Here is a 12747-nt window from a genome sequence, read left to right as displayed (position 1 = left end):
AATGTATGCTAGATCTTTGCACGTTTTGTGCCTGAGAAGCGAGGTGGAGCAATGGCGCATGAGTTTGTGATGGTACTGGGTTTGCAGCGTTACAGCCAGGATCTCTTTGCGGCTGCTGAAGCTGAGGTACGTAAAGAGGTACCGAGTTTTCGGCTGCGGGTCTTTGAAGATCGTGATATTCAACAGCGACCCGATGAGGTCGAGGCGGCGATCGCTCGCTGCACGTGTTTCTTTTCTTCGCTCATTACGCTCGCCGAAAGCACCGAGTGGTTGGTGCCTGTGGTTCAGCGCCACGATCCGCCGATTGTCTTCTCTTTCGAAGGCGTCCCCGAGATTATGCGCCTCACCAAGGTTGGCAATTATGCGATGGGCGGCAAGAGTGGCGGCGGCGGCGGGATGCCCAAGCCTGTTCAGAATGTCGCCCGGTTGCTTGTGGGCAACCGCGAAGAAGATGCGTTCTATGGCTATGTCAAGCTCCAGAAGATTACGAGCAAGCTGGTCAATTTCTTGCCCGGCAAGCGCTTGACCGATTTCCGCAACTGGACGAATGTCACGACGTATTGGAATACGCGCAATGTCGCCAATACGGCGAGCATGTTCAAGCTCATTCTTCGTGAGTATTGCAATATGCCCAAATTGCAGGTACCCCCTCCCGTCCAGGTGCCCGATATGGGTTTTGCGCATCCCGATGCGCCAAAATATTTTGCGAAACCTGATGAGTACGAGAAGTGGGAGCGTGAACGGCGCAAACGTAGCAATGGCGGCAAGAAGGCCTCTGAACCACTCGGTACCGTCGCCGTGCTCTCGTTCCGGAGCCATATTCTCGGTGGGACGCATTACCACAATGATGTTGTACACGCCCTCGAGGCGGCCAAGCTGCGTGTGTTGCCCATTTTTGTCCAGGGCATCGAAGGCCACGTCGTTGTGCGTGAGTGGCTCGGGCGGATGCACGTCGATGCGGTGATCAATACCATGGGTTTTCCCCTTGTTGGCGGCCCCGCTGGTTCCACCAAGGCTGGTCTGACGGTTGCGGTGGCCCGTGAGTTGCTGAGCAAGCTTGATGTTCCCTATATCGTCTCTTCGCCGCTCTTTGTGCAAGATGAAGAGAATTGGCGCGAACATGGCGTTGGGCCGATCCAGGCGACGATGATGTATGCGTTGCCCGAGATGGATGGTGCAATTGCGCCGGTGGTGCTCGGTGGGATGCGTGGCAGTGAGATTGGCACGGTGCCTGACCGCCTGCATCGCCTCGGTGAGCAGACCAGCGGTTATGTGCGGCTGCGCAAGACGCCGAATCGTGACAAGAAGGTTGCCCTGGTGGTCTACAATTATCCGCCTGGGCAGGGCAATGTGGCAACGGCAGCCCTGCTTGACGTGCCGTCTAGCCTGATTGCGCTGCTTGATCGGATGCGGGCCGCTGGCTATACGGTCGGTGATTATCCGCGTGATCCCGTTCAGTTTGCCCGCTGCCTTGAGGCTACGCTGCGGCCTGATATGCCCGAGTTGCCCCCCGACCATCCCCCCCTCAATCTGCCAACGGTCAATAATGAGGCTTTCTATCGCTGGATCCGCCCCCAGGATCAAGAGCGGATCAATAGCCGCTGGGGCGCGTTCCCTGGTGATATTGCCCCCGCTGGCCGCGACCGGGTGCGCCTCGGTGGGATGCACCTCGGCAATGTCTATGTCGGTATCCAGCCGATGATTGGCATGCCCGGTGACCCGATGCGGCTGCTCTTTGACCGCGAGAATACGCCCCACCATCAGTACGCGCTCTTCTATAAGTACCTCAGCGAAGAGTTCGGTGCCCACGCGCTTGTGCATGTTGGGATGCACGGGACGTCTGAGTGGATGCCGGGGGTGCAACTCGGGATGACCGAGCATTGTTGGCCTGATGTGTTGCTTGGTACGTTGCCCAATTTCTATGTCTATCCGATCAATAATCCGGCTGAGGCTAATATCGCCAAGCGCCGTGGGTATGCGACGATCATTGGTCACGCGATTCCGCCCTATGGCCGCGCTGGGCTCTATAAAGAGCTGCAGGCGCTCAAGGATCTGCTGGAAGAACATCGTAGCCGTGGTGAACGTGGCGACGTTGAAGCTGAGACTGGTGAGCATCCGGCGATGCTGGCGATCCAGCAGAAGATCGAGTTGCTCAATCTTGATGTAGAGCTGGCGCAACTCCCTGATGAGCCGTTCAGCGCGTTTGTCTCACGGGCCTATGCCTACCTCCGTGAACTCGAAAATACGCTGATTACCGATAGTCTGCATGTGATGGGGAGTGCGCCGCCTCCCGATCAGCAGTTGACCCTGATCGCCGAGGCACTCAAGATTCCGCGTGATGGCAATATGGGCCTGGGTGATCTGGCGCTGACCGCTGTGGGCAATGGGCCAGATAGCAATGGTGTGCGGTCGAGTTTCAGTGATTATACTGGTATGCTGGCAGCCGCACGCCGCGGTGATGTCCACGCTCTTGCCCTGCGTGACCGCATTGAGGCAGGTTGCCATGCGTTTGTGCGCCGGGCGATCCTCAATGGCGAAAATCCTGATAGTGCCTGGCGTGCGATCTTTGGGCTCACCGAGGTTGTTCCCTGGTCGATGGCGCTCAACCCGCTGGCTGAACACGGGCGGGCGATGCTCACGGCCCTCCGTGATAATACGCAAGAACTTGATTATCTGCTGCACGGGCTGGAAGGCAAGTATATTCCCGCCGCTCCCGGTGGCGACTTGATCCGCGATGGTATGGCCGTGTTGCCCACGGGCCGCAATATCCATAGCCTCGACCCCTTCCGCGTGCCCTCGGATAGCGCCTATGAACGCGGTGTCCGCATTGCCGAGTCGCTGATCGCGGCGCACGTTGCTGATCAGGGCGAGTACCCCGAGACGATTGCGCAGGTGCTCTGGGGTCTTGATGCGATCAAGACCAAGGGTGAGTCCATCGGGATTGTGCTTGGCCTGATGGGTGCCCGCCCGGTCAAAGACGGCCAGGGCAAGATTGGGCGCTATAGCCTGATCCCGCTGGAAGAACTCGGTCGCCCGCGCATTGATGTGCTGATGACTGCGTCGGGCATTTTCCGTGATACCTTCGCCGGGACGATCGACATTCTCGATCGGTTGGTGCGCGAGGCGGCGGTGGCCGATGAGCCCGAAGACCAGAACTTTATCCGCAAGCACGTCAATGCGATGCTCGCTGAGGGCAAGACCCTGGAGGCCGCAACCGCGCGGATCTTTACGCAGGCCGAGGGTACCTATGGCACCGATGTTGATGAGGCGATTGATGGCAGCGCCTGGGAAGATCGCCAGGATTTGGAAGAGCTTTTTATTAAGCGCAATGCCTTTGCGTTTGGCGGCGAGAAGGCGGGCGGTGCTCAGCCCGAAGTCCTGCGTTCGTTGCTTGGTACCGTGGGGCGGGTGGCCCAGGAGATTGATAGTGTTGAGTATGGCCTGACCGATATGCAGCACTACTATGGCTATTCCGGGGCGCTCAAGGCGGCGGCTGAACGCGCTACCGGCCAGCAGGTGCCGCTCAACTATGTCGAGAGCTATACCGCCGAAACCAAGATACAAAATCTTGACCAGGTGCTGCGCGTGGAATATCGGACCAAGTTGCTCAACCCCAAATGGTACGAGGGTATGCTCAAGCATGGGCACAATGGGGCTGCCGAGATTGCTCACCGCTTTACCTATATGCTCGGCTGGAGTGCGACGACCGAGGCGGTTGACAACTGGGTCTATGATGAGGCCGCGTCTACTTTTGTGCTCGACGATGCGATGCGCCAGCGCCTCGAGGCGGCGAATCCCGAGGCGACGCGCAATGCTGTTGGGCGTCTGCTCGAGGCCAATACCCGTGGTATGTGGCAGACCGATGACGAGACCCTCGACCGCCTGCGCGAACTCTACGCCGATCTCGAAGATCGGCTGGAAGGGGTCGTGTAAAGCTTCCGGGAAGCTTGAGAGCTTCCCGGAAGCTGAAAGTGTTGGTTGGGCTCCGCCCGCAGGCCAGCAAAGCTGGCCTGCGGGCGGAGCCCAGGAAAGCAAAGCTCATGCGGTGGCGTACCTATGGTGAACCACTTGCGCTGACGATCCTCGTTCTGCTGGGCATTAGCCTGGTGCCCTTGCGCCTCCTCGGTCTGCTTACGTCGCTTCAGTTGCAACAGTCTGCGATTGTGCTCGCATGGGTGGCGGTTTCGCTGCTTGTGTTGCGGCTCCCTGCCCTGTTGCAGCGTGAGAGTCGTCGGCTTGGCCTGCTCGTCGGGATGGTAGCCCTGGCGGGGGTGATCCTTGTTGTCACCGCCTTGCCCCCTGCGGCCTCTGCGCAGAGCCAGGGGTTGACATTTCGGGCTACGCCCCGGATCTCGCAGACCAATTTCAGCCGCATCCTGGCGAATGCCGGTTCACCCGCCGCCCCGTATGGCAACGAACTCTACGATATTATCCGTGGCTATGGGCTTGATCCGGCGGTGGCGCTCGCCTTTTTTCAGCACGAGAGTCAGTATTGCACGACCGGGCGCTGTGCTCGTTCGGGGCTGCAAAACTGGGGGATGCTGCGTCGGCACATCAAACAGGAACGCAACGCAGGCCTTGTTGATGGCTTTGCGCGGTATGCCACCTGGCAAGACGGTGCCCGTGACTGGTCAGAACTGATGCTGGGCTATGTCAACCGGGGCATGGATACCGTCGAGAAAGCCGTGCCAGTCTATGCGCCCACGTCTGACGGCAATGTCCCGACGGCCTACATCAACGCGATCAGGCGGCAAGTCGCCTCGTGGAGCGGCAGTGCGAACGCCGGTGCCGATGTGGCGCTCCGCGCCTATACCGGCCCGCTCGATCAAGCGCTAATCAGCGAAACCTTCCTGGCCTCATCAGTCGTCTACTACCCCAACTGGGCCTTTCACCAATACATGCTCGCCGAAGCGCGGGCCGGGCGACCGCTTGGCGTCCCGATGGACGAGAGCCGGATCATCATGCTTGACGGGCAACGCTTTGCCGTGCAAGTCTTTGCCCTCGACACCCTCTACACCCCAATTGCCCCCGTTGAAAGCCAGACCAACTGGAGCGACGTGCGCCGCCTGAGCGACCTGCTGGCCCCCCCGCTCGCCCCGGCACCCACGGTAACGCCGCAGGTTGGGCCGGGGAGGTAATGGGCTGGAGGTCACCCAAAGCCAATGGATAAAAAGAGCCTCAGCGAGCGTGATATTTGTACGAAATTCATTACGCCTGCCCTGCGCCGGGCGAGTTGGGATGAGTTGGCGCAGATCCGCGAAGAGGTGAGCTTTACGAATGGCCGCATTATTGTGCGTGGCAAGTTGGTTACGCGCGGCAAGGCGAAGCGCGCTGACTATATTCTTTACTATAAGCCCAATCTTCCGGTTGCTATTATTGAGGCGAAGGATAATACCCATAGTGTTGGCGATGGTATGCAACAGGCGCTTGACTATGCGCAGACGCTTGATATTCCCTTTGTCTTCTCGTCGAATGGCGATGGTTTCGTCTTCCACGACCGCACTGGCACTGGCGCGCAGCTGGAGGAGACCCTGAGCCTGCATGCCTTTCCTTCACCGGCGGAGCTCTGGGGGCGCTATCGAGCCTGGAAGGGTCTGACGCCCGAGGCTGAGGCGCTTGTGCTTCAGGATTATTTCGATGACGGCGGCGGCAAAGCTCCGCGTTATTATCAGGTGAGTGCGGTCAATGCAGCTATTGAGGCTATCGCCAGAGGGCAGGAGCGGGTTCTGCTCGTTATGGCGACGGGGACTGGCAAGACGTATACGGCTTTCCAGATTATCTGGCGTCTCTGGAAGGCGGGACGTAAGCAGCGCATTCTTTTCCTCGCTGACCGCAATGTGCTGGTCGATCAGACGATGGTTAATGATTTTCGTCCGTTTGGTGCGGCGATGGCCCGGCTTTCGACGAGCGCCAAGACGATCGAGCGCAGTGATGGCACGACGGAGGAGTTGCCCCTCGCGCTTGATAAGAAGCGCCGCATTGATACGGCTTATGAGATTTACCTCGGTCTTTACCAGGCAATTACTGGCCCTGAGGAGCGTCAGAAGCTGTTTCGGGAGTTTTCGCCTGGGTTTTTTGACCTGATTGTGATCGATGAATGCCATCGCGGGAGCGCGGCGGAAGATTCGGCTTGGCGTGAGATCCTCGAATATTTTGCTGCGGCAACGCAGATTGGTCTCACGGCGACCCCGAAGGAGACCCGCTACGTCTCTAATATCCACTACTTCGGCGAGCCGGTCTACTCCTACTCGCTCAAGCAAGGGATCCGCGATGGCTTCCTCGCGCCCTACAAGGTGGTCAAGGTGCATATTGACCGCGATGTCACGGGCTATCGCCCTGAGCGCGGTCAGCGCGACCGCGAGGGTGATGAGGTCGAAGACCGGATCTATAATGTCAAGGATTTCGATCGGACGCTTGTGCTTGATGAGCGGACGAAGGTGGTGGCCCGCAAGGTGACGTCTTTCCTGAAGGAGAGTGGCGACCGCTTCCAGAAAACGATCGTCTTCTGTGTTGATCAAGAGCACGCCGCACGCATGCGCCAGGCTTTGATCAATGAGAATGCCGACCTTGTGGCCGCGAATTATCGCTATGTTATGCGGATTACTGGGGCCGACGCCGAGGGCCAGGCGCAGCTTGGCAATTTTATCGACCCGGAGGCATCGCATCCGGTCATTGTTACAACCTCGCGTCTGCTTTCGACGGGTGTGGATGCGCAGACCTGTCGGTTGATCGTGCTCGATCGTGAGGTTGGCTCGATGACTGAGTTTAAGCAGATCGTTGGGCGTGGCACCCGCGTGCATGAAGATACGCGCAAGTATTATTTCACTCTGATGGACTTCCGTGGTGCGACGAACCACTTCGCTGATCCGGAGTTTGACGGCGAGCCGGTGCAGATCTACGAGCCCGGTGAGGGCGATCCGCTCACTCCGCCTGAGGACGAGGTGCCAGTTGGCGATGATGGCGAGCCGCTTGCGCCCGAACCCGGTGAGGGAGAGACGGTTGTCGTTGTTCCGCCTGACATTAGCTTTCCAGAGAATGACTACGGGCAACGCAAGGTCTATGTAGACGGTGTTGCGGTCAAGATCATCGCTGAGCGCGTACAATACCTCGATGAGTATGGCAAGCTCATTACCGAGAGCCTGCACGATTATACCAGGAAGGCGCTCAAGAAGCGGTTTGTCAGTCTCAATGCTTTTTTGAAGCGCTGGGAGTCGGCTGCGCGCAAGCAGGCGATTGTCGAAGAGTTGGAAGCCGAGGGGTTGAGCCTTGACCTGCTGGTTGATGAAGTAGGCCAGGATTTCGACCCGTTCGATCTGATCTGCTACCTCGCTTTCGATGCAAAGCCGCTGACGCGCCGCGAGCGGGCAGCGAATGTTAAGCAGCGCGATGTATTTGCCAGGTACGGCACCCAGGCTCGTGCGGTGCTCGAAGCCCTGTTGGCGAAGTATGAGGATGAAGGCATGCTCAACCTCGATGATCCGCAGGTGCTCAAGATTCCACCCTTTTCGGCCCTTGGCACCCCGATGCAGTTGATCAAAGCCTTTGGTACCCGTGACGACTTCGACCGCGCGGTACACGACTTGCAAGCCGCACTCTACCAGGAGACCGCCTGAACTATGTCTGCTCGTACCCTCGTCAAGTCCATTCAAGATATTATGCGCCAGGACACGGGTGTTGATGGTGACGCTCAGCGTATTAGCCAGTTGTGCTGGATGTTCTTTCTCAAGATTATTGATGACCAGGATCAGGAACTGGAGTTGCTGGACGCGACGTATCGTTCACCGATCTCCGAGCGCTTCCAGTGGCGTACCTGGGCGGCAGACCCGGAAGGTTCTACTGGTCAGGCCCTACTTACCTTCGTCAACGATGAACTCTTCCCAGCGCTGAAGAACCTGCCTGTAACGGGCCAGCCCGATGACCGTCGGCGCGTGGTGCGCGATGTGTTCGAGGATGCCTATAACTATATGAAGTCCGGCCAGTTGATGCGCCAGGTGGTGAACAAGATCAATGGGATCGACTTCAACAATCTGACCGAGCGCCAGCACTTTGGTGACATCTATGAGCAGATCCTCAACGACCTGCAATCGGCTGGCAATGCTGGTGAGTACTACACCCCTCGCGCCGTCACCGCTTTTATGGTTGATCGCATCGACCCCAGGCCAGGCGAGCTTCTCTTTGACCCGGCCTGTGGGACAGGCGGCTTTCTTACCTGTGCGATCCGCCATATGCGCGAGCGCTATGTGAAGCTTCCTGAGGATGAGCAGCAGATGCAGGCGAGCCTGCGCGCAGTGGAAAAGAAGCAACTGCCGCACATGCTCTGTGTGACCAACATGCTGCTGCACGGCATCGAAGCGCCGAGCTTCGTGCGCCACGATAACACCCTGGCCCGCCCCTACATCAGCTGGGAGCAGAAAGATCGCGTTGACATCGTCCTGACCAATCCGCCCTTTGGGGGGCGCGAAGAGGACGGCATCGAGAGCAACTTCCCGCAGCACTTTCGTACGAAAGAGATGGCGGATCTCTTTCTGGCCCTGATCATCCGCCTGTTGAAGCCAGGTGGCCGCGCTGCTGTCGTGCTACCCGATGGCACACTCTTTGGCGAGGGCGTCAAGACTCGCCTCAAAGAGCACTTGATGACCGAATGCAACCTGCACACGATTGTGCGCCTGCCCAACTCGGTCTTCAAACCCTACGCCTCAATCGGTACCAACCTGCTCTTCTTTGAAAAAGGCCAACCGACCGAAACGATCTGGTACTATGAACACCAGGTGCCAGCGGGGCAAAAGGCCTATTCGATGACGAAGCCGATCAGGCTAGAGCATATGCAACCGTGCATCGCCTGGTGGGGTGGGCCGCAGCGCCAAGGGCGCGAAGAGACACCGCAGGCGTGGCAGGTCACCGCCGAGGAGATAAAGGCACGCGGCTATAACCTCGACATCAAGAACCCCCATACCGTCGCAGACAACCACGGCGACCCCGAACAACTGCTCGCCGAACTGACCAGGGCCGAGAGCGAGACAGCCTCCTTGCGCAACCAGCTAAAGGCGATTTTGGCGGAGGCGCTGCTGCGATGAATGCCGACCAACTCTTGACCCACTACGACCGCATCGCCGACGCGCCTGATGCCATCGCCCGACTGCGCCGCTTCATCCTCGACCTCGCCGTGCGCGGCAAACTTGTGCCACAGGATCCAGCGGATGAGCCAGCGACAGAGTTGCTGAAGCGGATAGCGGCTGAGAAGGCGCGGATGGTGAAGGGTAAAAAAGAGGTTGAACTTGCTGCAATACCGTTTGAGTTGCCATCAACATGGGTATGGGCGCCACTGGGTGAAATCTTCCTGTACGATGCAGGTATCAAACGCGATCCCAAGGTCCTTGATCCTCAGAAATGGCTTCTTGAGCTTGAGGACATTGAGAAGGATACTTCACGCCTTCTTGTTCGTGTCCGTGCCTATGAACGCTCATCTCTCAGCACAAAATCTGAGTTTCTAATCGGCGACATTCTTTATGGAAAACTCCGGCCATATTTGAACAAGGTTCTCGTGGCAGACGAGGATGGCTATTCAACTACCGAGATTGTAGCAATTCGCTCATTCATTCCTCTATGTTCTGATTACTGTGCGACTGCTCTCCGTCGCCCTGATTTCGTTGAATATGTCACTAAGGGTTCATAAAAGTATAAGTTCACCCCCCTGACGCTTCTGGGGAGCGAGGGCGGGGCCGGATGGTGTAATTCCACTGGGGGCAAACGGTATGGGCTTCGAGACAGAGGGTTGCCAGTTCGTCATCCGTAACGCGCTCACCCGTCTGATAGACTTCAGATACCAGATGGGCACGCACCCGCAAGCCGGTCTGCGTCGTGGTGTCGCGCAGGTAGTGCAGCATCACGTCAAACGACCGCAGCGGGCAGCCTGCCCAAGTCTTGCTGATCTCACTAAAAAGCCGATGCTCGATCGGATTCCATTTCGATGCCCCCGGCGGATAATGGCACACGGTGAGCGTGATCCCATAGGGGTCTGCAATCTGAGTTTGCAGGCGATACTTCCAGACCCGCGAGCGGGCGCTATTGCTCCCTCCGCTATCGGCTTCGATCAACAGCTGCGTTGCACACGGATACCGTTCGCGCATTTCACTCCTGACCCAGTGCGCCAGATTGCTAACGGCGAAGGCCGGGGTATCAGCCGACTGGCCGACATAGATCGTGCCACAATTGGCGTGCAGATCGTAGATGCCATAGGGAACCGCTCGGCCCAGCGCATCATGCGGAAAGTCGTGCGCATCGACTCGTTCAGGCACCTGTCCCCATTGTCCGTCCTGTATTCTTGAAGTTGCCAATCAGTTCTTTTTTCTTGGTGTCAACGCTGATCACCGGCTGGCCCTGCGCCAAATACCGGGTGCGGTGATCCGCGATGTAGCGAAATTGGCAGTCACGGTCGGGATGGGTCGCCCCCCCGGCCTGTTTGACATTGGCCCGCAAGCGATAGTCATGCGCCCGCAACAGCCGACTAATCACCGGTTTGCTCGCCGGGTGTCCCAGGTGCGCCAAGCGTTCCTGGATGTCGACCAACCGACAGTTGAGCCATTTCTCGCTGCTCATCGGATCGCCAGCCGTATGCGGGGCCACCAGTCCCAGGATCAAGGCTTCGAGGGCGGGATCTTTTTTTCTGCTGTGGGTTGGCCCCCGCCCGGTCGCCGTTGGCGGCCCTGTGGGACATCGGCGCAACCGTCGGCCACGTCGCGACACCCCCGGCGAATGGTATTCCGATCCAACCCGGTGATCCGCACCAGTTGGTAAAGGCTGAGCGCGTGTGGCCCTTGGGCAAGGGTGGCAACGTACCAACGCCGCTGAGGTTCCGTCAACCGGCTGAGCAGCACATTGATTGTGTGGTGATACTCCATGATTGCCAGGTCACAGCCTTCCTGACACACGCGACATTGACACTGATGAATCGTGGACCGTACTCCTGATGTCACTTGGTGCCCCCCTGATGATCATAGCCCAGTGTACCATGGGGGGTGAAGTTATTCTTTTATGAGCCCTAAGCTTGGCCAGGGCACCAAAATGCCCAGACTAAGAACCGAAGATGCGGTTGCAGCACCCTTCCCCCTTCCTCCACTCGCCGAGCAGCACCGCATCGTTGCCCGGGTCGACGAACTCATGGCGTTCTGCGACCAGATCGAGGCAGCGCGGGCGCGGCGGGAAGCGACCCGCGACCGACTGGCGGCAGCGAGTCTTGCCCTACTGAACCAACCCACCCCCGACCCGCAGACATTGCACGCGCACGCCGCGTTTGCCTTGGAGCATCTCGGCGCAATCACCGCACGCCCCGACCAGATCAAAGCCCTGCGCCAGACCATTCTCAACCTCGCCGTACGCGGCAAGCTCGTGCCGCAGGATCCGAGCGACGAGCCAGCGGCGGAGTTGTTGGAGCGAATTAAGGAGGAGAAGGGGCAACCAATCAGAGAGAAGCGCACTAAACGTGATGAGACATTAGTAGAATTTGACCAGAATGATCTCCCCCTGAAGTCAGGATGGGTTCTAACCCGAATGTCAATGGTTAGTCGCCGTATACACTATGGTTTTACAGCCTCTGCCAATGCTGCTTTAAAAGAAGTTCGTATGCTACGAATTACGGACATCCAAGATAATTCGGTAGATTGGCTCAATGTCCCCGGGTGTGTAATTAATAAAGAAAACGTTAATCAGTACAAATTGGAAAAAGGTGATATTCTCATTGCTAGAACAGGAGGAACAATAGGAAAAACTTTTCTTGTACGGGATATCCCTGTGACAGCTGTATTTGCTTCCTATTTGATACGAATTCAAGGAACTAAGTATGTATTTGATGAGTATTTGAAATGTTTTTTGGAGTCGCCACTCTATTGGGAGCAGCTACGAGCTGGAACGAGAGGGACAGGCCAACCAAATGTTAATGGACAAACATTAGGAAATTTGATTCTGCCCCTCCCCCCTCTCGCCGAGCAACACCGCATCGTCGCCCGGGTCGACGAACTCATGGCCCTCTGCGACCGGCTCGAGGCGAGCCTGGTTGAGGGCGAGGCGACACGGCGACGGCTGCTCGACGCAGTGCTGCACGGAACCCTTGGGTCAGGCTAGCAGGCGGTGGCACACCGTTTTAGATTGCAGGTTTTAGATTGCAGGTTTTGGATTGCAGGTTTTAGATTGCAGGTTTTAGATTGCAGATTGCCGCGCCGAGCAGTTCGGCGGCTTTGCCTGAACTGATAGGGTCATGACGGCACCTCGCAGCCTTGAACTGTGGTTTGACCGGGTTGGTTCTGCGTGTGCTTGGCGGAGGGCTGAGGGAACGCTGGCAAGCCAGGCGTGGGTAGAGAAGCCCGTGCCTGGCTCGGCACTAAGCAGCCTTCCCGATGACCGCATACTCAACTGCAAACGGATTATCAGTACACTTCGAGGCATCAAGGATTTCGATGCCGACAATATTCCCTGCCTGATCATAGTCGAGGATCAGACCGGGTTTCTCCTCATCGCTTTCCTCAATTGGTGCATTACTGAAGATGAGACGCAAAACATCTACTTCGGCATCGTAGGTAACTTTCATGGCATTGTCTTCCAGTATTTGCTGATTTTGCTGGTGCGATAGACCGTAACAACGATAGCAGGGTGACACTCCGCAGCGGCTAAAGCCGCGCGGCTTCTTGGCCCAACCCGCCTTCTGGCGAGCTTAACGACCAACGGAGCTGTCCGCCCCGGTTGAGAATGTTGATG

The 12747-nt window shown here is 57.8% G+C and carries 9 protein-coding genes and 1 pseudogene; 7 read left to right on the top strand and 3 right to left on the bottom strand.

Features of this window, described 5'->3' with window-relative positions:
• Positions 1-51: 51 nt before the first annotated feature.
• The 5 genes from bchH (at position 52) to EKD05_RS26390 (ending at position 9673) form a co-directional block, all read left to right on the top strand.
• Positions 52-3933: a magnesium chelatase subunit H gene (gene bchH / locus EKD05_RS18305; protein WP_129675521.1), complete on the top strand. Its 3882-nt coding sequence runs from the start codon at positions 52-54 to the stop codon at positions 3931-3933.
• 107 nt (positions 3934-4040) lie between these two features.
• The gene (locus EKD05_RS18300; protein ID WP_129675518.1) at positions 4041-5138 is read left to right on the top strand and encodes a glucosaminidase domain-containing protein; all 1098 of its coding nucleotides are present in this window, start codon (positions 4041-4043) and stop codon (positions 5136-5138) included.
• A 24-nt stretch (positions 5139-5162) separates the two neighbouring features.
• A complete protein-coding gene (gene hsdR / locus EKD05_RS18295) occupies positions 5163-7613 on the top strand; it encodes an EcoAI/FtnUII family type I restriction enzme subunit R (protein ID WP_129675515.1) in 2451 nt (816 codons plus the stop codon).
• Between the two features lie 3 nt (positions 7614-7616).
• Complete coding sequence (locus tag EKD05_RS18290; protein WP_129675512.1) at positions 7617-9074, top strand: class I SAM-dependent DNA methyltransferase; 1458 nt, start codon at positions 7617-7619, stop codon at positions 9072-9074.
• A complete protein-coding gene (locus EKD05_RS26390) occupies positions 9071-9673 on the top strand; it encodes a hypothetical protein (protein WP_205703973.1) in 603 nt (200 codons plus the stop codon). Before EKD05_RS18290 ends, EKD05_RS26390 begins: the two co-directional genes overlap by 4 nt.
• Positions 9674-9683: 10 nt before the next feature.
• On the opposite strand, the gene EKD05_RS18280 is transcribed toward EKD05_RS26390, so the two are convergent.
• Together EKD05_RS18280 and EKD05_RS27010 are read right to left on the bottom strand one after the other, a co-directional pair.
• Positions 9684-10295, bottom strand: a complete 612-nt coding sequence (locus tag EKD05_RS18280) for an ISAzo13 family transposase (RefSeq protein ID WP_165360794.1) — start codon at positions 10293-10295, stop codon at positions 9684-9686.
• Entirely contained in the window at positions 10288-10722 is a 435-nt protein-coding gene (locus tag EKD05_RS27010; RefSeq protein ID WP_129675507.1) for a hypothetical protein, read from the bottom strand. The genes EKD05_RS18280 and EKD05_RS27010 overlap by 8 nt, the downstream gene beginning before the upstream one ends.
• A gap of 372 nt (positions 10723-11094) precedes the next feature.
• Between EKD05_RS27010 and EKD05_RS27250 the strand changes: the two are divergent.
• Both EKD05_RS27250 and EKD05_RS27245 read left to right on the top strand, forming a co-directional pair.
• Positions 11095-11428: pseudogene (locus tag EKD05_RS27250) on the top strand (type I restriction endonuclease subunit S); the annotation flags it as partial.
• 119 nt (positions 11429-11547) lie between these two features.
• Complete coding sequence (locus tag EKD05_RS27245; protein WP_370374914.1) at positions 11548-12117, top strand: restriction endonuclease subunit S; 570 nt, start codon at positions 11548-11550, stop codon at positions 12115-12117.
• A 256-nt stretch (positions 12118-12373) separates the two neighbouring features.
• On the opposite strand, the gene EKD05_RS18265 is transcribed toward EKD05_RS27245, so the two are convergent.
• On the bottom strand, positions 12374-12580 hold the full coding sequence (locus EKD05_RS18265; protein WP_129675501.1) for a DUF2283 domain-containing protein: 207 nt from the start codon (positions 12578-12580) through the stop codon (positions 12374-12376).
• Between the last annotated feature and the right edge of the window lie 167 nt (positions 12581-12747).

Source organism: Candidatus Chloroploca sp. Khr17 (assembly GCF_004138165.1).
GTDB lineage: Bacteria > Chloroflexota > Chloroflexia > Chloroflexales > Chloroflexaceae > Chloroploca.
The sequence above is the reverse complement of the archived record's forward strand: the minus strand, read 5'-3'. Positions and strand labels throughout refer to the sequence as shown.